We start from the raw sequence: 22,692 nt of genomic DNA on the forward strand, positions 1-22,692 counted from the left end.
AATGTGGGCTTTTTTGTAGACTGATAAAGATCAAGAATAAGAGCAGCATATGGAACTGATTTTCGCAGCAGCGCTGTGTAGCGTTGTGGTCTCAATATTATTAAAAGTCGCCAAAAACAGAGGACTGAGTCCGATCCACATGATTAGCTGGAATTATGCCACCGCCAGCTTGTTGTGCTTTTTCTGGTTCAAGCCGGATATCCAGCATATTTCGCCAAGCCAGACACCATGGTTCCTCATTCTGGCATTGGGTATTTTGCTTCCGAGCGTATTTCTGTTGCTGGCCAAAGCCTTAGAAAGCGCTGGAATTTTAAAAACAGAAATCGCCCAGCGGCTTTCTGTAGTCTTGTCACTGGCGGCGGCTTATTTTATTTTTCAGGAACAGTTTAATCAGCTGAAAATACTCGGTATTGCCCTAGGTATTGGCGCAGTGCTGTGTATTTTATTTTCACATCGGCAAGGATCAGGACAGGGCAGTCAGGGCATGTTGTATCTGGGGCTGGTCTGGGTGGGTTATGCACTGATTGATGTATTATTAAAATATACAACCAGTTTAGGTTTGCAGTTCGCCGTTGCACTCAATCTGATGTTTATTTGCGCTCTGATCATGTCGATGGGCTATCTACTACTTAAATATAAAAGCTTGGGGTCGATACAGAATATCGGCGCTGGTCTGTTATTGGGTGTGCTGAATTTTGCCAATATTGCGTTTTATGTCAAAGCTCATATGCTGCTCAAGGATTCGCCGGCAATTGTCTTTGCTGGCATGAATATTCTGGTGGTGGTATTTGGAGTCATTGCAGGTCTGATGTTCTTTAAAGAGCGACTCAAACCTGCAAGTGCCGCGGGTTTACTGCTAGGTCTCACTAGTGTGATTTGCCTAGCTTATGCAATGTCTGTTTGACATAAGACGATGCAAATTCAATCGGATGTCGCAGCAGGTCGCCTGCCTCGGCCAGTCCAAGCAGTAAACCCGCCTGTTGGCAGTCAGGACAGTGCGGATAACGATGCTGTTGATCTTTATAGTGTTGGAGATAAATTTTATCGCAATGATGGCATGCAAATTTCAGGGATTTGGAGGTAAGGAGCGACATAGATGACCTCTATTGTTATTCTATTGGATGACAATTAAATAAAGCAAAAAATAGGCCCGAACTGATATGGAAAGGGGCGCCTGGCCCCTTTTATAGCATAAAATCCTTACAGTTTGGTGAAAATGTCTTCAGCAGGTAGACGTGATTTCGGCAGTTTGGCATTGAAGTCATTTTCACTGCGATAACCCAAAGTCAGCAAGACAGAGGGAATTAAACCCTGTTCTGCGAGTTGTAATTCTTCACTAATTATCTCTTCATCAAAGCCGCCAATTGGTGTGGCATCGACACCTTCAATTCCGGCAGCCAACAGCATCTGACCGAGCGCAATAAAGGTCTGATTTTCAGCCCAGCGCTGAATATCACCTTTTTCATTACGATAATAATGAATATAGCCTGCACGGGTATTTTTCTGGCCTTCTTTGGCCGATTCATCTTTAAAACGCCCGCTGAGATCGTCGCGATTCAGTAAGTTTTCCAGATGCAGCTCATTAATATCGGCTTTGGTGCAAAATAAAATAGTATGCGAAGAATCCAGAACTTTGGGTGCATTGTAGGCATAAGTACCGATCAAGGCTTTGGCAATGCGCTGTTTGGCGGCATCATGATCGGCAATAAAAAAATGCCAAGGCTGAATATTGATTGAGGAAGGTGCAAAACGCAAAACTTCTAATAAACGTTCAAACTGGGCTGCCGGGATTTTCTTGCTAGGATCATAGGCTTTGGTGGCATAGCGGGTCTGTGTGATCTTGAGTAAATCCATCAATGGACTCCAATTTTTTTAAATAAAATGAGGGTAGATGCTCTGGATCTATAAAATTTTTCAGATCTGGAGATTATTACAATAAAACAGCATCAGGCAAAGTCTGTTGTTTAATGATCTTGATATAGATTCAAGCAAAACTTAGTGTTGAATCAGATGAAAACCCGGTTTTTGTCTATTGGCATTTTTTAGCAAGAAGCGTGGAAGAGTAAGTATCGCCGGCAATGTGCAAATGGGGCAGTGAATGCGGTTTACAATTATTTTAAAGATAAACTGAAGACCTGGCAGCAAATCGCGTGGTGGATTGGACTGTAAAATGCCGGAAATGAATCTGAGTTAATAGGCTGTAGAGATTTTTATTTTCTATCAGGAATAATCTGGTTATTTAAATCCAAGTGAATGTTAATGAACCGCTACAAAGAGGAACAATTTGTACGAAAAACAGCTTAGAGAATAGCGCTGATAAAGTGTGCAAAATAATTATTTAAAAGAATAGGGTTAATCTTTATTTGTAATGACAATGTATGTTTGCTTTCTATTAAATAAGCATGTATACTTATAGATACTTCGAGCGGGTATAGTTCCCGCTTTTATTATTTCTAGCTAATTGTGATTCACTTTTGGTTCAAGCTTGAGCTTGAATAACATCTAGTAACTACAGAATTATTATACAAATTTGGTTTTCTTAATCTCTTTGTACAGTCACAAAAAGCTCATTTTATGAGTAAATATTTTGAATATATTAAATGAATGGCATACCGCTACAGCCGTAAATGGTGGCGAAATTAATGTTAAACTGGTTCCTTTAAAGCGTAAGCAAAACACTCAGGATGGTTTTATCTGGGTAGAAGTTGGAAAAATGATCCAGCTACAAACAGGTGAAGAAATTCTGTTTAACCTTGATGGTAAAAGTTTCTATACCGGTGTGAATAAGCTTTATCGTCTGTGCTAAGCAAACACATATCTTAAAAAAAGTGGCCGATTAATATCGCCACTTTTTTAGTTTTAGGGTCTCGAAATCTTGGTTTTCCTGAATTTCCAGTATCTCGGCACTGTCTTCCTTCCAGTCACCCAGTACGATTCTTTTTTTCTGACCTAGCGGATGAATGGCTGCGCGATGCGTATGGCCATGGATCAATACGTCAACGTCTTGTAATGCCAGCTCAACGGCCTGATCATTAACATCCATCACTTCATAGCTTTTAAACTGCTGCGCCTGATGACTTTGCTGACGAAAGCCATTGGCTAATTTTTTACGGAAAGACAGCGGTGTACGCTTTAATAAGCCTAGCAGAAGTGGATGCCGGATAATCTTTTTAAAGCGCTGATAAGCGATGTCATCGGTACACAGTGCATCACCATGTTCCAGGCGAAAACGTGTTCTTGCAATGTTCAGTTGGTCTATCTCAGGAAGCAGCTTTCCGCCAAATTGAGCTAAAAACTTGCTGCCGAGAACAAAATCCCGGTTGCCTGCCTGAAAATATACCTGATTGCCAGCCTGAATAAACTGTTTTAAGGCAGTGATAATTTCGTCCAGCCATGGGGCTGTATAGTCATCACCGATCCAGGCATTGAACCAGTCACCCAAAATATACAATCGGGTATTTTGATCTTGATATTCGGTCAATAAATCTAAAAACCCCCGAACAAGTCGAGGGTGATCAGGTGACAAATGTAAATCTGAGATAAACAGATAGGTCACGAATCTTTTCCTTATTTTTTAATCCCACCTAACCTCCCTTACTTGTACTTCATTTAAAGCAGTGCTTTAAATTTTATTCAGGAAGGAAAGTCCCTCTTTTTTAAAGAGGGATTTAGGGAGATTAATTATTCAGAAATGATTTTTGCAGACTCAATAACCACATTTTCTAGTGGAACATCAGCGTGGTAGCCACGGTTGCCAGTACGAACGCCTTTAATTTCGTTGACAATGTCCATGCCGTCAGTCACTTTACCAAATACTGCATAACCCCAACCTTGTGCTGTTTTACCAGAATGGTTGAGGAATGCGTTGTTGCCAACGTTAATGAAGAATTGAGCAGATGCAGAATGTGGAGCTTGCGTACGCGCCATGGCAATTGTGCCCAAATCGTTAGTTAAGCCATTGTCTGCTTCATTTTCGATTGCATCACGGGTCGCTTTTTCTTTGAAGTTTTCATCCATACCACCACCCTGGATCATGAAACCATCAATCACACGGTGGAAAATTACGCCGTCATAAAAACCGTCACGCACATATTCTAAAAAGTTAGCCACTGTTTTAGGTGCTTTTTCAGCATTGAGTTCAAGAACAATACGACCTTTATTGGTGTTTAATTCGACTTGAGGAAAACTCATTGTGTAATCTCCTAATCATGGACGAGTGCCATGGTTTTTTCTGAATGAGTGAAGCATAAGCAAACTACAATCGACTAGGCAAGTAAAAACATTATTTTCTTTGTTAAAAGCATAAAAATAGTACCTTATTTATACGTTGATTTATCAAGGCATTTCAGATATTGCCCTATCAGGCACCCTATTTTGAATTGGCGTAAATTAATGATTTTACTGCTTGTACAGGCACTGATATTTTAGTTTCAGGCAACTCGCCGTATTTTCATTTTTTAAAATGGGTGAATTGAAATCAAATACCATAGTTAGCGGTTGAGAGATTATTCACCTCTAGTTAAACTAAGGAACTTTGATAATGAATATGCGTACAACCTGTGCGATTAAATATTCGTTAATCCCTTTTTAACTTTAGAAGTGAATGATTGATCATGAAGCCAAATGATGTTGTGACATCTCTGCCCGAGAACCCGACCCAAAAGAACAATGCAGTCGATTCAGTGCAGCAGCAAGAACAACAACCGGGCTTGGACTTTGTACGTCAGGTCATTACGGATGATTTAGCCGCTGGTCGTACCCAACAGATCGTCACGCGTTTTCCGCCTGAGCCAAATGGCTACTTACATATTGGCCATGTGAAAGCAATTTGCTTGAACTTTGGGATTGCTGAAGAATTCCAGGGGGTGTGTAATCTTCGTTTTGATGATACCAATCCGGATGCTGAAGAACAGGAATATGTTGATGGTATTGCCAATGATGTGAAATGGTTGGGCTTCCAGTGGGAGGGCGAGCCGCGCTATGCATCGAGCTATTTTGATCAACTTTATACATGGGCGGTTCAGCTGATTGAACAGGGTGATGCCTATGTGGATTTACAAAGCCCCGAAGACATCCGTTTAAACCGCGGTAATTTTGTCGAGCCGGGTAAGAACTCGCCACAACGTGATGCAACTGTTGCAGAGAATCTGGAACGTTTTGAGAAGATGCGTAGCGGCGAATATGCTGAAGGTCAGGCTGTTTTACGCGCTAAAATCGATATGACCTCACCGAACGTACATATGCGTGATCCGATCTTGTATCGTATTTTGCATTCAGCGCACCATCAGACGGGCGATACATGGAAAATTTATCCAATGTACGACTATGCGCATCCATTGTCTGATGCGATTGAAGGCATTACCCACTCGCTTTGTACATTAGAGTTCCAGGATCACCGTCCGTTCTATGACTGGGTGGTGGCAAAGGTTAAATCACCATCTGTGCCACGTCAGTACGAATCTAGCCGTTTGAATGTGGATTACACTATCACCTCGAAACGTAAATTACGTAAACTGGTTGAAGGTGCTCATGTGAATGGTTGGGACGATCCACGTATGCCAACTGTAGTCGGTATGCGTCGCCGTGGTTTTACACCTGAAGGTCTGCGTGATTTCTGCCAGCGTGTCGGTGTATCGAAAGTGGATGGTAGTATTGTCGATGTCGCGATGCTGGAATATTGCATCCGCCAGTCTCTGGAAAATACCGCAGCGCGTGGTATGGCCGTGTTAAATCCACTGAAAGTGACCTTAAGCAACTTGCCAGCCGATATGGATCTGACCCATTCACGTCATCCGAACGTGGACATGGGCGAACGCGTGATTCCTTTAACCACTGAGCTGTTTATTGACCGTAAAGACTTTGAGGAAGAACCACCAAAAGGCTTTAAACGTCTGATTCCAGGTGGTGAAGTACGTTTACGTCATGCCTATGTGATCAAATGTGATGAAGTCATTAAAGATGAAAATGGTGAAGTGGTTGAGCTGAAATGTTCGATTGATCCTGAAACTTTGGGTAAGAACCCTGAAGGCCGCAAGGTGAAAGGCGTGGTTCACTGGGTATCTGCGACTAAAGGTGTGCCTGCCGAAGTCCGTATTTATGAACGTCTGTTCACTGAGTCGGATCCTGAAGTGGGTGATGACTTCCTGGCCAACCTGAACCCTGAATCATTAAAGGTGGTTCAAGCCGTGATTGAGCCGGCATTGGCGCAAGCTCAACCGGAAGATCGCTTCCAGTTTGAGCGTGAAGGTTACTTCGTTGCCGATCAATACGATCATAATAGCAAGAAACCAGTATTTAACCGTATTCTTGACTTGAAAGACAGTTTCAAGCCAGGCAAATAATCAGGTTTAAATCAGATATTAAAAGCCCAACTTCGGTTGGGCTTTTTCAATACAGCAGGGAAAATGCCATGATTGTGCGTGATAAAAACAATAGTATCGGTTTACTGTTTGCCTGGCAGGGCACAATTTTGCCTAAGGTATTGCCGGCTTTAGTCTTGGTGGTCTTTATTTCCGGCCTACTGGTCTATTTGAGTCAGGCACATTTTGTGAATCTTCCTGCCGTACCCGCAATCGGCTTTACCATTTTTGGTGTGATTCTTTCGATCTTTCTCAGCTTTAGAAATACGGCATGTTATGAGCGCTGGTGGGAAGGGCGCAAGCTCTGGGGAGCGCTAATCGCCACCACACGTCATTTATGCCGGGACAGCCATGTGCTGGATGATCAGACCCGCGAGGTCTTGTTATATCGCATGATGCTGTTTAGCCATCTGTTGCGTGACCGGCTCAGACAGCAAGTACAAAGTATTCAGCATTACCAAACAACCACGCATTTTGAAAATATGGCATTCGATCAGTTGCTCGTGCAAATCAATCCTTCACAATGGGTGCTGGAACAGATGCAAAAGGAGTTGGTTCAGCAATATAAGCAGGGCAACATCAGCGATATTATTTATAACAATTTGAATCAGCATACTGTGGCCTTGGGCAATATTCAGGCCGGTTGTGACCGGATACTGTCGACGCCATTGCCATTTTCTTATTCGGTACTGTTACATCGTGCAGTGTATTCGTTCTGTTTTATTTTACCTTTTAGTTTGCAGGCCAATCTGGGCCTGTGGACGCCGATTCTGGTCGGGTTGATTGCTTATATGCTCTTAGGCCTAGATGAGCTCAGTGCTGAGCTAGAAGAGCCTTTTGGGCTACAGGATAATGATCTGCCACTCGATTCAATGGTACGACTGGTAGAACGGGAAACCTTAAGCTCTTTGGGTAAAGGTTTACCTGAAGCGATTCAGGCCAAAAAAGGTTATTTAACCTGATCTGTTCCTTTTAATATCAAAGTTTAAACCCGAACTCAAAATTTCTTACTAACAAAAAATCATCGGCAGGCTGAGCTTTAAATTAACGATGTTTAAGATTAGTCAGGTCTGACACTTTCGTTTTAGCCTGATCTTGCAATTCACGGTATTGTTGCAAACGCAGATTGGCTTTATCTCTAAGCTTCTTCTTGATGTACAAGGCCAAGGCAAAACTCGTCGTGGTCAGGGTCAGGAACATGCTGTTCATGAAGCTCATCATCGAGCTGATATAACCAATCGTGGTCAGGCGATTCATCATATAGATCACTTGCGGGCTGCTTTCTACGCCAGTAATCGCCCAAGTACACAGATGTTCGCAATTATTGATAATTAAATGATAATTATTTTCATGCATTCTGGAACGCATGCGACGCACAACTTTACGGCCTTTATATTTCGCCGAGTCATAATGTTGCACATGAATCGCTTTGCCATGACTGAATTTTTCAATAGAGGTTATTTCAATGGGGCGTTTCTTAAATAAATGTGCAAAGCCCGAATAATGAATAACACGACCACGTCCAGCGTATATCCCATGATGGGTATAACCGAAATGTTTAACCATAAGATGTGCTCCTATGGGAAACCGTTTAGTCTGTTGCATATCAGAATTAAGCCATTTAAAAAAGCATTGTAGTTTAATAGCAAGTGTACTGCCTTTTGCTAAATTAATCGACGCTTTGCTTGAGTTTAGGCAGACAAGCAATAGGCGTATGCAGCAAGTGACTTGATCACCTGTATGGCAGAATTCAGATGAACATCTGTTCAGCAACACCCATAAATAGCCTAAGCTAACTTTTACATTTCAATAAAATCAGAAAAAGTGAGAGGAAGAAGTGTTCAGATTTATTACCAATTACTCAATAGAAGGCAGAAGGTTGTGTAGTCGGATTTATACAATTGAACTCTCTAAGTTTGGTTCTTCTTCAATGTAATTAAAGCGACAGATATAAAAAAAAGCACCTGGTTACACAAGTGCTTTTTTTGATCAGGCTAGAGCCTTTGCCGATTACTGCAAGGGCAAGTGTTGAAGTTCATTCAGTTCCTTACGACTATAGCCGCGTGATACAAGAACCTTTTTGATTCCGATGATGATCTCTTCATCAGTTGCTTTAGACAAAGCTTCAAGAAGCTGTTCATTTGTCTTGAAAGAGCAATCATTTTCTACACAAGCAATCTGATTCTTGTGTTCATTGTGTTGTTCCACAGAAAACAACTTTTGCCAAAAACTCATAGAGCCTTCATACAACAACCTAACATAGAGTGAAATATAGCCAATTAAATAAATAAAGCAATAGGACCTATGTGATAAAAGCAGCAGTTGGTCTTTAAAATTTCCGATTGAAGCTCAAAGAGCTAACGATATTTTTAGCTTTACAAATGATAATTTGTTATTAAGTTAATGATTTAAGATATAAAAAAAGGAATTTCGAAAAACTCCTTTTTTGTAACAAGAAAATAAATTGAAACAAATTCTTTATCTTCTTTCTAACAATACGCCCGTTTCTACATGGTGTGTATATGGAAATTGATCAAACATAGCGAATTTGCTGATTTTATGGGTTTGAGACAACTGTTTCAGATTGTCATGCAATGTGTCTGGATTGCAAGAAATGTAAATAATGCGTTGGAAGCGCTGTAATAGTTTAAGCGTTTCATCATCAATACCGGCACGCGGTGGATCGACAAATACCGTATCAAAGTCATAAGTCGCAAGATCAATATTGGCTTCTTGCAGGCGGCGGAACACACGCTCGCCGTTGTAAGCTTGGGTGAACTCTTCTGCAGAAAGACGCGCGACCTGAATGTTCTCAATCTGGTTTTGCTCAATATTCCACTCAGCCGCATAGACTGAAGATTTGGCTAACTCGGTTGCCAGAACACGGCGGAACTTGGTCGAGAGTGGCAGGGTAAAGTTACCATTACCACAATATAATTCCAGCAAATCTTGATCAGATTGCTCTGCCGCATCACATGCCCATTCCAGCATGTTTTGGCAGACTTGGGCATTCGGCTGGGTAAAGCTGCTTTCGATCTGTTTGTATTGATAGGTACGATCAAAAACAGAAAGTTCTTCCACCACATATTCATCAGACAGGACAAACTTCTGTCCACGGCTGCGGCCAATTAACTTGATATTTAACTGTTCTGCCAGTGCTTTGGCTGCCGGTTCCCAGCTTTCATCCAATTTACGATGATAAATCAGAGAAACCAGAACCTGACCACTTAAGGTCGCCAGAAAATGTACTTCAAACAGACGTGTCGATAATACTGGATCTGCTTTGAGCGCTTGCAGTAATTTAGGCATCAACTGATTGATACTGAGGTCTGCAACCGGAAATTCATCAATGCGGATGACTTTTTTCTGTTGATCTTCATTGCGCTCGAACATGGCATAGAACATGTCATCCTCAGTATGCCAGATCCGAAATTCAGCACGCATGCGGAAATATTTTTCAGGAGACTGGAATACTTCGAGGGCAGGTGGTTGATATTCGGCAAACTGAGCGCTGATGCGTTCAATTTTGGCATCGAGTTGTTGCTGATAAGATGAAGTCATATGCAGTAAGAAGTCGCAAATATTTTAAAGCGCAAATGGTAGCAAATAATTGCTGATCTGCCTAAGCCTATTGTGGCTGAGCGGCTTTAAAAACTGCATAAAAAAGACCAAACCCTCTGAGGAGAAAAATTTGGCCGTAAAGAGGAAATCATGAACAGAAAAATGACAAGATGATTCGATTAATTTAGAGATGACTCATCGTCATCAAGCTGGCATTGCCACCGGCCGCCGCCGTATTGATACTGATCGCGCGCTCAATCACAAAACGCTCGACCGGAATATTATAATCTCCCGGACGAAGATGGGTGATGCCTACAATTGCACCTTTACGGGCTGCAATGCGTTTCTGCAAATTAATCAGCTCAGAAGAATCGCCATGCTGCAGTACAGCATCAAATGCACCTGTTTCAATATCCCGGACCACTTTAAATTGCTTGCTGACAGCGGCTGGCATCGTTGGTAAATATTTCAGAATAAAAGTATTGTCAGCCAGTACCGCAGGACGACTGCCAACCGATAAAATCGCCAGAATTTGCTGAATCTGGTCTTGATCCGTCTGTGCCAAAGACAGCACACTTTCACGTGGCAAGATCATGTACTGGTTTTCCTCGCCGGTTGGGCCTTGCAAGACAAAACTTTGGCCGGTAGCAATCGGATATGCTGGGTGTAAACTTAGATGGGGGAAGGTTTGCAACGCCCAGGCTTTGAATGCCTGCAGCAGTTCATTTTCCACCGGAGCCTGACCCGATTTCACCGCATAGGGCGCAGTAAGTTTCTTCTCGGAAACCTGATGCATTAAACGGTACAGATACAATGGTCCGCCTGCTTTGGGACCCGTTCCGGACAGGCCTTCACCGCCAAAGGGCTGTACCCCGACCACGGCACCGACAATATTACGGTTGATATATAGATTCCCGACTTCGGCCTGAGCCACCACAGTCTGGATGGTTTCATCAATACGGGTATGTAAGCCCATGGTCAGACCATAGCCTTTGCCATTGATCTGCGCTAATAACTGCTCCAGTTCGCCATATTTATAGCTGATTAAATGCAGCACCGGGCCAAAGACTTCACGCTCAAGATCATCCAGATTCGGCAGTTCAATCAGGATCGGTGGAATAAAGGTTCCCGGCATGAGTTCAGTATGATCAGGATTAAACATCAGTTGATGAACTTTATGACCTTTGCTGCGCATCTGTTCAATATGCTTCTGAATATTTTGCTGGGCTTCTGCATCAATAACCGGGCCAATATCCGTGGCCAGCAAGACCGGATTGCCCACACGTAATTGCTGCATGGCACCTTTCAGCATAGTGCGTACCGCATCAAGATTATCCTCCTGCACACAAAGCACACGCAGAGCAGAACAGCGCTGACCGGCACTGTCATAGGCAGAACTGACCACATCCAGTACCACCTGTTCGGTCAGGGCGGATGAGTCCACGATCATGGCATTTTGACCACCGGTTTCGGCAATCAGGGTGACACTCTCACCAAACTGGTTCAGACGTGTTGCCACGGTTTTTTGCAGAATATGCGCCACTTCAGTCGAGCCGGTAAACATGATGCCCTGAATGCGTGAATCCGCACTGAGTTGCGCACCGATCGTTTCACCACGACCAGGCAACAGTTGCAACACATCTTGTGGAATACCTGCTTCCCATAGAATCTGCACCGCTTGTGCGGCAATCAATGGGGTCTGTTCAGCCGGTTTGGCAATTACCGTGTTGCCGGCAACCAGTGCTGCTGAAATCTGACCAGTAAAAATGGCCAGTGGGAAATTCCATGGACTGATACACAGCACGCTTCCCAAAGGCTGAATCTGTACATTATCAGGCAGATCCATGACTTGACCGGCATAGTAGCGCAAGAAATCTACCGCCTCCCGGACCTCGGCAATGGCATTGGCATAGGTTTTGCCAGCTTCACGGGACAGAATCACCATCAGTGTCAGCAAACGCTGTTCCATCAGATCCGCGGCTTTATTCAGGCAGGCTGCTCGCTCATTTTTTGGCAAATTGGCCCAGAAACCTTGTGCATTGACAGCTTGCGTTAAGGCAATTTCAGCCTGTTCCTGAGTCGCTTCATAGACTGTACCGACTACATCCTGATGTTGTGCCGGATTGATGATTTGCACTGCGTTACTTGTGTCGGTCCCTGTAAATGCCGTTCCCATGGCTGCTGCCTGAAATTGTGTGTTTTTCAGGCTGGCAGCGACTTCATTTAAGGCGCTCAGCTCTGCATCATTGGCGAGATCCAGACCCGATGAGTTAATACGTGTGCCATACAGATCTTGCGGATAAGGAATATGCGGATGCTTGGCACCGATCACGCCTTCCTGTTGAGCCGCTTTTAAAATGGTCTGGCGTGGATTTTCAATTAAATCTTCAAGTTTCAGGGTTTTGTCGGCAATCCGGTTTACGAATGAAGTATTAGCACCATTTTCCAGTAAACGGCGCACCAGATAAGCCAGTAACGTTTCATGATTGCCGACTGGCGCATAGATCCGGCAGGGTACACCCAGTTTATTTTTCGATGGATCGCCCACGACATTTTCATACAGCGGTTCGCCCATGCCATGCAGACATTGGAACTCGTATTGGCCGGCATAATACTGCTCAGGTTGCGCCAGTTGATAGATCGTCGCTACCGTTTGTGCATTGTGTGTGGCAAATTGCGGGTAGATATAATCTGGCTCAGCCAACAGCTTACGCGCACAGGCGATATAAGACAGATCGGTATGCACCTTACGGGTAAATACCGGATAATCCGACATTCCATCAATTTGGGCTTTCTTTATTTCGCTGTCCCAATATGCGCCTTTGACCAGACGAATCATCAGGCGTTTCTGGCTGCGTTTTGCCAGATCAATGATGTAATCCACGACATAGAAGCAGCGTTTCTGATAAGCCTGAATCACAAAGCCAATACCTTTCCAGTCCTGCAATTGTGGTTCAAAACACAGACGTTCTAATAATTCTAGCGAAATCTCAAGGCGATCGCTTTCTTCAGCATCGATATTTAAACCAATATTGTATTGCTTGGCCAAGACCGCGAGTTTCAGTACTTTTGCATAGAGCTCATCATGCACTCGATCCATTTGCGAACGCTGATAACGCGGATGCAGGGCAGAGAGTTTGATGGAAATGCCCGGGCCATCATAAACGTCTTTATCCTGCGAGGCTTGCCCGATGGCATGAATCGCTTGCTGATAATCCTGATAATAGCGTTCCGCATCCGGATCGGTCAGTGCTGCTTCACCAAGCATGTCATAGGAATAACGAAAGCCTTTTTCTTCCAGACGTTCTGCATTTTTCAGCGCCTCATCAATGGTTTCACCCGTCACAAACTGTTCGCCCATCATGCGCATGGCAACATCGACAGCCTTACGGATAATGCCGCGACCACTGCGCGCCAACATGCCGGTTAATAAACTGGACAGGCTTTTTTGCTGTGGGGTTTCCATTAATTTACCCGTCAGCATCAAGCCCCAGGCTGCGGCATTGACAAACATCAGCTGGCTTTGACCGAGATGTTCTTTCCAGTTGCCCTGATTGATCTTGTCGCGGATCAGCAGGTCACGCGTGGCTTTGTCTGGAATACGCAGCAAGGCTTCGGCCAGACACATCAGGGCAATGCCTTCCTGAGAAGATAGGGAAAATTCCTGTAACAATCCTTGTACGATGCCCGCTTTACCGCCTGAATTTTTACGTTCACGCAAGGAATGCGCCAGATCAAAGGCAAGCGCTTGAATCTTGTTGCTGAGTTCGGAGGAAATTTCACTATGCAGCAAGAGTTCTTCGACGCATTCAGTTTCCGCACGGCGCCATGCAGTGTTGATACGTTGTTCGTACTCATTTTTATCTTTGAATTCGGCGATATAATTTGGCTGCTTCATGGCATCTGAACCATAGGTGGGGCTTAGTGTGGTCGGCATAGTGACATCCTGTACTGCTGCAATCAGATCTAGCGGGGCTAACGAGTTTTAATCTATAATCACAGAATATTTGACGAATATCTCACTATAGTTTTTACATTTTTTAGAGGATAATTCTAATGCAGCCTCCTTATTTAAGCCTAGACCGTATAGATATTCGTATCCTGAGTTTATTACAATCCGATGCCAAATTATCCAATATTAAACTGGCTGAACTGGTAAATTTATCGCCGACCGCGGCACTGGCGCGGGTGCAGAAACTGAGCAAAGAAGGCTATATTCTGGGCTACGAAGCCCGTCTGAATCCAAATCTGCTCAATAACGCTTTTGTGGTTTTTGTAGAGATTTTACTGGATAAAACCACACCGAATGTTTTAGATGAGTTTTCCCATGCAGTCCGGCAGATTCCAGAAATTATTGAATGTCATATGATCAGTGGCGGTTTTGATTTCGTGGTAAAAATCCGCTGCGCCAATATGGATGAATTCCGTAAAATTTCCGGGCAAATCTTGTGGCAACTGCCTGGGATCAAGGAAACACGCAGTTATCCGGTGATGGAGGTGATTAAAGAAAGTCAGCAGATCCATCTAAAAATACCGGGAAAATCTAAATAATTTGTAGCGTATTAACGACTAATCTAAAAAACACAAAAGGGACTCGAAAGTCCCTTTTATTGTATTGAATATCCAGACTATTTTTTCATTTCAGCCATTTCTTTTTGATATTCAGCTTTGGCCATTTCAAAACGATGTACCACATCATCACTCGGTGCCTTATCCACTAAGCTGACAATCACGATACTCAGGGTAGCCAGAATAAAACCGGGAATAATCTCGTACAGGCCGGTATCACCCATATAGTTTTTCCAGACGATTACCGTCACCGCACCGACCAGCATGCCGACAATCGCGCCGTTGAGGGTCATACGCTTCCAGAATAGCGACAAGATAATCAGCGGGCCAAATGCTGCACCAAAGCCTGCCCAGGCATAAGCCACCAGACCTAAAACCTTGCTGTTCGGATTAATCGCCAAGGCAATCGCAATTAACGCAATTACTAAAACCATAGCACGACCGACCCAGATCAGTTCTTTTTGCGAGGCATTTTTGCGCAGGAAGCTCTTGTATAAATCTTCAGTCAGGGTGGTTGAACAGACCAGAAGCTGACAGCTCAAGGTGCTCATAATCGCGGCCAGAATAGCTGCAAGTACGATGCCAGCGATCCATGGATTAAACAGGATTTTAGTCAATTCCATAAACACGGTTTCAGGGTTCTGGTTCACCACCGAGGCGAATGCTGGATTAACGGTGAAATAGGCAATCCCGATATAACCAGCTGCCACTGCGCCGCCCAGACACAGAATCATCCAGGTCATGCCAATACGGCGTGCAGCAGGAATGGTCTTCACTGAATCTGCTGCCATGAAGCGCACTAAAATATGTGGTTGACCAAAATAACCCAAACCCCAGGCCAGACTGGAAATAATCGCCACCACGCTTAAGCCTTCAAGCATACTGGACGCATGTGGACGGGCAGATTCAAGGATGACACTCACTTGCTGGCTATTGTCACCCAAGGCCAGGAAGGTAATGATCGGGGTCAGCAACAGTGCGAAGATCATCAAACCGGCCTGAAAAGTATCCGTCCAGCTGATTGCCAGAAAACCACCAATACACACATATAAAATTGTCGCCATCGCACCGATGATAAGCGCCGTGGTGTAATTCCAGCCGAACAGGCTTTCAAACAGGCGTGCACCTGCGACCATGCCCGAGGCACAATAAATTGCAAAGAACACCAGAATCACCAAGGCAGACAAGACCCGTAAAATGCGTTTGCGGTCGGAAAAACGGCTGGTGAAATAATCTGGCAGGGTCAGGGCATTATTCTGGTATTCGGTATGCGCCCGTAGACGACCTGCCACCAGTAACCAGTTTAGCCACGCTCCGATAATCAGGCCGATGGCAATCCAGGCTTCTGACAGGCCAGACAGGTAAATTGCGCCCGGAAGACCCATCAGCAGCCAGCCACTCATATCTGATGCACCTGCGGAAAGAGCTGTAACGACACTGCCCAGACTACGTCCACCTAAAATATATTCATCAAAATTGGAGGTTGCACGGTAAGCATATAAACCGATTGCAATCATGGCGATAATATAAAACATGAAGGTAATCAGGGTCGGATTTAAATAAGTCATAGGCAGGGCATCCTGTAAATATGGAAACCATCGTTCCAGATGATTTTTTGTACGGAGATCACAAGGCAGTGATTCAAGCACGGTTTAAAAATTACACTCTGTAACATTTACACAGCTTTTATGTATGTTTATTGTAAATACCAATTTAACTAGATGGAACTTAAGGAAAGTTAAGCCACTTAACAGCGAGAGATAAAGTATTGGATTGAGGCAAAACAAGCTAATTCAGGATAAGCGATTAAAAGATTTAAATTTTAGCTTTTTATTTACATGATCTTACAAAACTCACAGCTTTACTGTATTGGTAATAAATCGTAGCAAATTTAGGTTAAAGTCCTCCTATTCGCTCTGTATTTGTTTGCTCATATTGAGACCACACCAAATACGGTGCATCGCCAAGGTGTTTTTTAGTGGACAATATGCTGCAAATCGAACCGACCCGCATTGAACGTGACTTATTGGGGGAAAAACAGATCCCATTACACAGCTATTATGGGATTCACACTTTACGTGCCATCGAAAATTTCCAGATTTCAGGATTGGCTATAGGGCAACAATCACATTTTATTCGTGCATTGGCTCAGGTCAAAAAAGCTTCGGCACAGACCAACCTGCATTTTCAAAAAATATCCGAGCAGACGAGTACTGCTATTCAAAAAGCCTGTAATGAATTGATTCAGCATCCTGAAAACTGGCAAGCGGCCTTTCCACTTGATCCTTATCAGGGCGGTGCTGGTACGTCAATTAATATGAATGCCAATGAAGTCATTGCCAATATCGCCTTAGAGATCTTGGGGCATCATAAAGGTGAGTATCACATCCTGCATCCGAATGATCATGTGAATACTTCGCAATCGACCAATGATGTCTATCCAACCGCTTTACGTTTGGCAACTTATAGCAGCCTGAATGAATTATTGGCAGTGCTGAAAGCACTGATTGACTGTTTATATACGAAGGCAGCCGAATTTCAGTATGTGATCAAGATGGGGCGTACCCAGTTGCAAGATGCCGTCCCGATGACCATGGAGCAGGAATTCCGGGCTTTTGCGACTTTATTAAAGGAAGATTTAAAACTGATTGAGCAGATGCGCCAGTTATTGCTGGAAGTCAATTTAGGTGCAACAGCGATCGGGACTGGGGTAAACACGCCGCCAGGTTATGCGACGCGAGTCGTCGAAACTTTGGCGCACCTGACGGGGCTGCCTTTAAAAGGTGCAGAAGATTATGTGGAGGCCACCAGTGATTGTGGTGTCTTTATTATCTTGTCGAGCAGTTTAAAACGCCTGGCAGTGAAACTGTCCAAAATCTGTAATGACTTGCGCTTGCTTAGCTCGGGACCACGTACAGGTCTGGCTGAAATTCGCTTACCGGAATTGCAAGCAGGCTCATCAATTATGCCGGCAAAAATCAATCCTGTGATTCCGGAAGTGGTCAATCAGATTGCCTTCCGGGTCATCGGTAATGATTTGACCATTACTATGGCAGCGGAAGCTGGGCAGTTACAACTGAATGTGATGGAACCTGTGATTGCCCTGACCATGAATGAGTCGATTCAATTGTTGACTCAAGGCATGCAAACCCTGAATCAGAAATGTATTGCTGGCATTCAGGCCAATGAAGAAATCTGTTTAAGTTCGGTCATGCGCAGTGTCGGGATTGTGACCTTACTTGAGCCGATTCTGGGGCATGCCAAATGTGATGAAATTGGTAAACAATGTATGCGTGAAAATAAAACCGTGCCGCAAGTGGTATTGGAACTCGGTTTATTAAGCGAAACACAATTAGAAGAAATCTTTGCATTTGAAAATCTGGTGTCTGAAATACCTGTAGTAGAGAGTCAGCTCGAACAGGTTTCTTGATAGCATAAATTGTCTTGAAACAGCTCAACTCAACTGATTGTTGTGATTTTGACAATTTGCCTCAAGTTCGATATGTGGATTTGAGGCATTTTCATCTAGACTAGGGTCTGAACTTTATTTGGCTGGGTAAATGGCGATGTTTGATAAAATCAGTGCATTATTTAAAACTAATAAACCGACTGCTGCACAGTTATATTTAGACGAGCAGAATATCCAGCATGTCGAAGGCACAGGTTATATCGTGGATGGCATTGACTTAAATCAGGAACTGGCCGCACGCTTAGAATATTTGTCCAATCGCCGTCTAAAACAGTTTGATGATTTAAAAGCTTTATACGACACCGCGATGCTGATCAATGAAAAGATTGATCTGGAAATTGCCCATCAGCGTTTTAATGTGACTTTGGGAAATACCGAAGAGAACCTGCTGCAATTTAAAATGATCCTCAAGAAGTTAAATGATTATTATCGTAACTTTCTGCGAGAGAAAAAATAAGTGTTAAAAGTGGCTTGAAATCGAAGCGTATGGATGTGGCAAGACTGCATAAAAATAACAAAATATCCTGAGATCATCGTGCTAGTATAAGCCTCAGGTTATTTAGACTTTAAAGCTATATCCATGTTCCAACAAGAAATTTCCCAACTCAATTTACCACAACTCAAAGCAGGCGAGAAACGCTGGTTAGGCAATCTGCAAGGTTCCTCGACGGCATTGTTGCTCAAAGAAATCGTGCAGCAGCAATCGCGTTTATTTATTGTGATTGCACGCAATAACCAGCATTTGGGTCAACTGGAAAGTGAACTGGAATTTTATGGGATTAAACCCACGATTTTTCCAGATTGGGAAATTTTGCCTTATGACCGCCTGTCTCCGCACCAGGATATTGTCTCGGAACGTCTGGCGATTTTATCCAATATGCCAAAAACTGGCGTGCTGTTACTTTCTGCCTCAACCTTGGCACAGCGTATCGCACCGACTTCATGGATTTTGGGTGAACATTTTGATATTCACGTCGGACAGAAATTCGATCTGGAACAACAGAAGAAAAAGCTGATTCAGGCCGGTTATCATCTGGTCGATACGGTTTATGATCCGGGTGAGTTTGCGGTACGCGGCAGTATCATGGATATTTATGCCTCGGGGCAGGAAGCACCGATTCGGATTGACCTGTTTGATGATGAAATTGAAAGCCTGAAATTTTTCGATTCCGAAACTCAGCGCACCACACAAAGTTTGCAACAGTTTACCGTATTGCCGGCACAGGAATTTCCACTCAAGGAAGGCCGTGCCACCTTCCGTGACCGTTATGCCGAATTTTTCTCAACTGCCAATCCAAAGAAAAACCCGATCTATCTGGATGTGATGGAGGGCATTGTTTCACCGGGAATCGAGTTTTATTTACCGCTGTTTTTCAGTGCTGAGGCCATGCAAGACCAAAGCTCACTTATTTCGTACTTACCAAAGAATGGCATTGTCATTACAGATCGGGCTTTAGACGAGAGTTTGACCCAATTCTGGCAAGATGTGGTGCGCCGTTATGAAGATCGCCGTCACAATGTTGATCAGCCGATCCTACCCCCAGACAGCCTGTTCTTTCAGACCAATCAGGTTCTGGAGCAGCTGAATCAATTTGCGCGTATTATTGCCGCCCAAACGCCTTTTGACCAAAAAGCCGGCGTATTGAACCTCGATACCCAGTTGCCACCACGTCTGCCTGTCGATCCAAAACGTGAAAAACCATTTATTGAAGTCAAAAAATATATCGATCAGGCCAATCATCCGGTGCTGCTGGTGGCCGAGAGTGCCGGACGCCGTGAAAGCTTAAAAGATGCGTTACGACCAAGTCTGGGTGATATTCCGACGGTTGATAACTTTGAGAGTTTTATCACCTCCCTGTATGCGATTGCGATTACCAATGCGCCATTAGAGCGTGGTCTGGTGCTGACCGATCGTGTCAGCATCATTTCTGAAAACCAGCTGTATGAACATCGCGTGGTACAACGCCGCCGTAAACGTCAGCAGGAAGTTTCAGAAGAATTTCTGATTCGCAGTCTGACTGAACTGACCATGGGCGCGCCTGTGGTGCATATTGATTATGGAGTTGGGCGTTATGCCGGTCTGGTCACTTTAAGTATTGATGATCAGGATCATGAATTCTTGCAGCTGGATTATGCGGATGCCGCCAAAGTCTATGTGCCGGTGACCAATCTGCATTTAATCAGCCGATATAGCGGTGGTGATCCGGATCTGGCACCATTGCATAAGCTCGGGACAGATGCATGGAATAAAGCCAAACATAAAGCGCTGGAACAGATTCATGATGTTGCGGCCGAGTTGCTGCATATTCAGGCACGCCGTGTCTCTAAACCCGGCATCAGTTTTGAAATTGATCAAAGTCTGTATATGCAGTTTGCCAGTGGCTTTGCCTATGAAGAAACACTGGATCAGGCCAATGCGATTGAAGCCACGCTGCATGACATGCAACAAGCCAAACCGATGGATCGACTGGTCTGTGGTGATGTCGGCTTTGGTAAAACGGAAGTGGCGATGCGTGCTGCATTTGTTGCGGTACAGAATAACCGGCAGGTGGCGATTCTGGTGCCAACCACCTTGCTGGCACAACAGCATTATGATTCATTCAAAGACCGCTTTGCCGATTGGCCAGTTCGGATTGAAGTGCTGTCACGTTTCGGTTCTTCCAAAGCACATACCAAGACCATTGACGACCTGATTGAAGGCAAAGTGGATATCGTGATTGGTACGCATAAAATTTTACAGGAAAATGTCCAGTTTAAAAATCTTGGCCTGATGATTGTCGATGAAGAACATCGTTTCGGGGTGCGCGATAAGGAACGGATTAAGGCCATGCGTGCCGATGTCGACATGCTGACACTGACTGCGACCCCAATTCCGCGTACGCTAAATATGGCCTTTAGTGGCATGCGTGATCTGTCGATTATCGCCACACCGCCGGCACGCCGTCTTGCGGTGAAAACCTTTGTGCAAGAACATACCGATGACACCATTAAAGAGGCAATCCTGCGTGAATTGCTGCGTGGTGGTCAGGTCTATTTCCTGCACAATGAAGTCGATACGATTGACCGTGCCGCAGCGCATATTCGTACATTGGTGCCGGAAGCCCGGGTGATTGTGGCACATGGCCAGATGCGTGAACGTGAACTGGAGCAGGTGATGCAACAGTTCTATCACAAGGAATACAATGTTCTGGTGTGTTCGACCATTATTGAAACCGGGATTGATGTCCCAAATGCCAATACCATTTTGATTGAACGTGCCGACAAGCTCGGACTGGCGCAACTTCATCAGTTGCGTGGCCGAGTCGGGCGCTCGCATCATCAGGCCTATGCCTATTTAATGGTGCCGTCTTTAAAAGCCTTAAAAGGCGATGCCGAAAAACGTCTGGATGCGATCCAGCGTGCTTCGACCTTGGGGGCCGGATTTATGCTGGCTACCGAAGATCTGGAAATTCGCGGGGCAGGTGAATTACTCGGCGAACAGCAGAGCGGTTCAATGCAGGCGATTGGTTATAGCCTGTATATGGAAATGCTGGAAAAAGCCACCAAAGCCATTCAAAAAGGTAAAACCCCAAACTTCGATGCACCCTTGTCATTGACCGCAGAAATTACCCTGCATATGCCAGCGCTCATTCCGGATGATTATCTCGGAGATGTGCATCAGCGTCTGTTGTTCTATAAGCGTATCAGTAATACTGATACTCAGGAGAAGCTGGACAATATTCGGATGGAATTGATCGACCGTTTTGGCATACCGCCACAACCGGTCAAACAGCTCTTTGCCGTGCATCAGATTCGTCTCAAAGCCGAGCAGCTTGGCATCACCAAAATTGATATTAGTGCTCAAGGTGGGCATGTGGAATTCGCGCCAGATACCCCGGTTCAGGCCATGACCATTATCCAGATGATGCAGAAACATCCAACCTATTTCCGGATGAATGGCGGGCAACGTCTTAAGGTCATGGTCATGCTGGAAGATTACCAAAAGCGGATTCAGTTTATTCAGGATTTGCTGGACAGTCTATTGAAAGAAGTGGGCTAATTTGATTTAGACTAAATCAGTTTGAAAGTTCATGATACATTTCATTTTCATTGAAATTTTCAGGAATGATAAACCAGCTTTTTTTAATGAAATGTTCGAACAAATTCTCGTGATGCGCCTTGCAACAAATCATGAGAATTTGTCTTTAAACCCATTGCTTTCAATATTCAGCTTCGGTTGGATATGTTAGTATTAGCCATCATTCTAATTTTGCATCATTTATAAAGATATGTTTAGTTTGCATCCACAACTTGCTCAAGATACTTTTTTTGTAGGCGACTTTCCTTTGTCAACATGTCGTTTGATGAATGATATGCAATTTCCCTGGCTGATCCTAATTCCACGTGTGCCGGGTGTCTCTGAATTATATGAATTGAGCCAAGCTGACCAAGAGCAGTTTTTACGTGAATCAAGCTGGTTATCAAGCCAGCTGGCACGTGTTTTCCGTGCGGATAAAATGAATGTCGCGGCATTGGGCAATATGGTTCCGCAATTGCATTTTCATCATGTGGTTCGTTATCAGAACGATGTAGCATGGCCGAAGCCTGTTTGGGGTACACCAGCTGTTCCTTATAGCAGTGAAGTATTAGCACATATGCGTCAAACACTCATGCTGGCGCTACGTGGTCAAGGCGATATGCCATTTGACTGGCGTATGGACTGATTAGCCCCAAGTATTCCGAGATCTATGAACG

The 22,692-nt window shown here is 44.2% G+C and carries 18 protein-coding genes; 9 read left to right on the plus strand and 9 right to left on the minus strand.

All coding sequences use genetic code 11. From position 1 onward, the window contains the following. Window positions 1-49 precede the first annotated feature (49 nt). Window positions 50-904, plus strand: a complete 855-nt coding sequence (locus FTU95_RS02425) for a DMT family transporter (RefSeq protein WP_005096737.1) — start codon at window positions 50-52, stop codon at window positions 902-904. Here the strand turns inward: FTU95_RS02425 and FTU95_RS14970 are convergent. Together FTU95_RS14970 and nfsB are read right to left on the minus strand one after the other, a co-directional pair. Continuing rightward, the gene (locus FTU95_RS14970) at window positions 867-1,094 is read right to left on the minus strand and encodes a hypothetical protein (RefSeq protein WP_005096738.1); all 228 of its coding nucleotides are present in this window, start codon (window positions 1,092-1,094) and stop codon (window positions 867-869) included. The two genes, FTU95_RS02425 and FTU95_RS14970, sit on opposite strands and share 38 nt — an antisense overlap. 106 nt (window positions 1,095-1,200) lie before the next feature. Beyond that, window positions 1,201-1,854 (minus strand): oxygen-insensitive NAD(P)H nitroreductase, encoded by a 654-nt coding sequence (gene nfsB / locus FTU95_RS02435; protein WP_005096739.1) that lies wholly within the window; start codon window positions 1,852-1,854, stop codon window positions 1,201-1,203. Window positions 1,855-2,587: 733 nt separating this feature from the next. Between nfsB and FTU95_RS02440 the strand changes: the two genes are divergently transcribed. Further along, complete coding sequence (locus tag FTU95_RS02440) at window positions 2,588-2,806, plus strand: hypothetical protein (protein ID WP_005096740.1); 219 nt, start codon at window positions 2,588-2,590, stop codon at window positions 2,804-2,806. A 30-nt stretch (window positions 2,807-2,836) separates the two neighbouring features. Here the strand turns inward: FTU95_RS02440 and FTU95_RS02445 are convergent, their stop codons facing one another. Both FTU95_RS02445 and FTU95_RS02450 read right to left on the minus strand, forming a co-directional pair. Next, window positions 2,837-3,556 (minus strand): UDP-2,3-diacylglucosamine diphosphatase, encoded by a 720-nt coding sequence (locus FTU95_RS02445; protein ID WP_074382842.1) that lies wholly within the window; start codon window positions 3,554-3,556, stop codon window positions 2,837-2,839. Between the two features lie 125 nt (window positions 3,557-3,681). Then, window positions 3,682-4,191 (minus strand): peptidylprolyl isomerase, encoded by a 510-nt coding sequence (locus tag FTU95_RS02450; protein ID WP_005171140.1) that lies wholly within the window; start codon window positions 4,189-4,191, stop codon window positions 3,682-3,684. Window positions 4,192-4,613: 422 nt separating this feature from the next. Between FTU95_RS02450 and FTU95_RS02455 the strand changes: the two genes are divergently transcribed. Together FTU95_RS02455 and FTU95_RS02460 are read left to right on the plus strand one after the other, a co-directional pair. Next, window positions 4,614-6,341, plus strand: coding sequence for a glutamine--tRNA ligase/YqeY domain fusion protein (locus FTU95_RS02455; protein ID WP_005171137.1), 1,728 nt, complete (start codon window positions 4,614-4,616; stop codon window positions 6,339-6,341). 68 nt (window positions 6,342-6,409) lie between these two features. Beyond that, window positions 6,410-7,321 carry a bestrophin family protein gene (locus tag FTU95_RS02460; protein WP_005096746.1) on the plus strand — a complete coding sequence of 304 codons (912 nt, stop codon included), beginning with the start codon at window positions 6,410-6,412 and terminating at the stop codon, window positions 7,319-7,321. Window positions 7,322-7,403: 82 nt separating this feature from the next. Here FTU95_RS02460 and FTU95_RS02465 read toward each other — a convergent pair whose 3' ends face one another. From FTU95_RS02465 to putA, 4 genes are all read right to left on the minus strand, one after another. Further along, window positions 7,404-7,964: a lecithin retinol acyltransferase family protein gene (locus FTU95_RS02465; protein WP_034608524.1), complete on the minus strand. Its 561-nt coding sequence runs from the start codon at window positions 7,962-7,964 to the stop codon at window positions 7,404-7,406. 405 nt (window positions 7,965-8,369) lie between these two features. Continuing rightward, complete coding sequence (locus FTU95_RS02470) at window positions 8,370-8,594, minus strand: hypothetical protein (RefSeq protein ID WP_005096749.1); 225 nt, start codon at window positions 8,592-8,594, stop codon at window positions 8,370-8,372. A gap of 243 nt (window positions 8,595-8,837) precedes the next feature. After that, window positions 8,838-9,920: a tRNA (uridine(54)-C5)-methyltransferase TrmA gene (trmA, locus tag FTU95_RS02475; protein WP_005096751.1), complete on the minus strand. Its 1,083-nt coding sequence runs from the start codon at window positions 9,918-9,920 to the stop codon at window positions 8,838-8,840. A gap of 184 nt (window positions 9,921-10,104) precedes the next feature. Continuing rightward, window positions 10,105-13,818 (minus strand): trifunctional transcriptional regulator/proline dehydrogenase/L-glutamate gamma-semialdehyde dehydrogenase, encoded by a 3,714-nt coding sequence (putA, locus tag FTU95_RS02480; RefSeq protein WP_373688056.1) that lies wholly within the window; start codon window positions 13,816-13,818, stop codon window positions 10,105-10,107. A 158-nt stretch (window positions 13,819-13,976) separates the two neighbouring features. Here putA and FTU95_RS02485 point away from each other — a divergent pair, with 158 nt between their 5' ends. Then, entirely contained in the window at window positions 13,977-14,471 is a 495-nt protein-coding gene (locus FTU95_RS02485) for an Lrp/AsnC ligand binding domain-containing protein (protein WP_005096755.1), read from the plus strand. Window positions 14,472-14,548: 77 nt separating this feature from the next. On the opposite strand, the gene putP is transcribed toward FTU95_RS02485, so the two are convergent. Then, entirely contained in the window at window positions 14,549-16,057 is a 1,509-nt protein-coding gene (gene putP / locus FTU95_RS02490; RefSeq protein WP_074383168.1) for a sodium/proline symporter PutP, read from the minus strand. 419 nt (window positions 16,058-16,476) lie between these two features. Here putP and aspA point away from each other — a divergent pair, with 419 nt between their 5' ends. From aspA to FTU95_RS02510, 4 genes are all read left to right on the plus strand, one after another. Then, a complete protein-coding gene (gene aspA / locus FTU95_RS02495) occupies window positions 16,477-17,919 on the plus strand; it encodes an aspartate ammonia-lyase (protein ID WP_218944608.1) in 1,443 nt (480 codons plus the stop codon). A gap of 130 nt (window positions 17,920-18,049) precedes the next feature. Continuing rightward, window positions 18,050-18,415: a hypothetical protein gene (locus tag FTU95_RS02500; RefSeq protein ID WP_005171129.1), complete on the plus strand. Its 366-nt coding sequence runs from the start codon at window positions 18,050-18,052 to the stop codon at window positions 18,413-18,415. Window positions 18,416-18,538: 123 nt separating this feature from the next. Continuing rightward, window positions 18,539-21,997: a transcription-repair coupling factor gene (gene mfd / locus FTU95_RS02505; RefSeq protein WP_179999927.1), complete on the plus strand. Its 3,459-nt coding sequence runs from the start codon at window positions 18,539-18,541 to the stop codon at window positions 21,995-21,997. A gap of 229 nt (window positions 21,998-22,226) precedes the next feature. After that, complete coding sequence (locus FTU95_RS02510; RefSeq protein WP_004646760.1) at window positions 22,227-22,661, plus strand: HIT domain-containing protein; 435 nt, start codon at window positions 22,227-22,229, stop codon at window positions 22,659-22,661. Window positions 22,662-22,692: the final 31 nt, after the last annotated feature.

Source organism: Acinetobacter sp. YH12208, assembly GCF_013418055.1.
Taxonomy (GTDB): domain Bacteria; phylum Pseudomonadota; class Gammaproteobacteria; order Pseudomonadales; family Moraxellaceae; genus Acinetobacter; species Acinetobacter pseudolwoffii.

What these genes read in the sequence shown, in the direction of transcription:
- FTU95_RS02425 (WP_005096737.1), top strand. Translation starts at nt 50, where the DNA reads ATGGAACTGATTTTCGCAGCAGCGCTGTGTAGCGTTGTGGTCTCAATA.
- FTU95_RS14970 (WP_005096738.1), bottom strand. Translation starts at nt 1,094, where the DNA reads ATGTCGCTCCTTACCTCCAAATCCCTGAAATTTGCATGCCATCATTGC.
- nfsB (WP_005096739.1), bottom strand. Translation starts at nt 1,854, where the DNA reads ATGGATTTACTCAAGATCACACAGACCCGCTATGCCACCAAAGCCTAT.
- FTU95_RS02450 (WP_005171140.1), bottom strand. Translation starts at nt 4,191, where the DNA reads ATGAGTTTTCCTCAAGTCGAATTAAACACCAATAAAGGTCGTATTGTT.
- FTU95_RS02455 (WP_005171137.1), top strand. Translation starts at nt 4,614, where the DNA reads ATGAAGCCAAATGATGTTGTGACATCTCTGCCCGAGAACCCGACCCAA.
- FTU95_RS02460 (WP_005096746.1), top strand. Translation starts at nt 6,410, where the DNA reads ATGATTGTGCGTGATAAAAACAATAGTATCGGTTTACTGTTTGCCTGG.
- FTU95_RS02465 (WP_034608524.1), bottom strand. Translation starts at nt 7,964, where the DNA reads ATGCAACAGACTAAACGGTTTCCCATAGGAGCACATCTTATGGTTAAA.
- FTU95_RS02470 (WP_005096749.1), bottom strand. Translation starts at nt 8,594, where the DNA reads ATGAGTTTTTGGCAAAAGTTGTTTTCTGTGGAACAACACAATGAACAC.
- trmA (WP_005096751.1), bottom strand. Translation starts at nt 9,920, where the DNA reads ATGACTTCATCTTATCAGCAACAACTCGATGCCAAAATTGAACGCATC.
- putA (WP_373688056.1), bottom strand. Translation starts at nt 13,818, where the DNA reads ATGAAGCAGCCAAATTATATCGCCGAATTCAAAGATAAAAATGAGTAC.
- FTU95_RS02485 (WP_005096755.1), top strand. Translation starts at nt 13,977, where the DNA reads ATGCAGCCTCCTTATTTAAGCCTAGACCGTATAGATATTCGTATCCTG.
- putP (WP_074383168.1), bottom strand. Translation starts at nt 16,057, where the DNA reads ATGACTTATTTAAATCCGACCCTGATTACCTTCATGTTTTATATTATC.
- aspA (WP_218944608.1), top strand. Translation starts at nt 16,477, where the DNA reads ATGCTGCAAATCGAACCGACCCGCATTGAACGTGACTTATTGGGGGAA.
- FTU95_RS02500 (WP_005171129.1), top strand. Translation starts at nt 18,050, where the DNA reads ATGGCGATGTTTGATAAAATCAGTGCATTATTTAAAACTAATAAACCG.
- mfd (WP_179999927.1), top strand. Translation starts at nt 18,539, where the DNA reads ATGTTCCAACAAGAAATTTCCCAACTCAATTTACCACAACTCAAAGCA.
- FTU95_RS02510 (WP_004646760.1), top strand. Translation starts at nt 22,227, where the DNA reads ATGTTTAGTTTGCATCCACAACTTGCTCAAGATACTTTTTTTGTAGGC.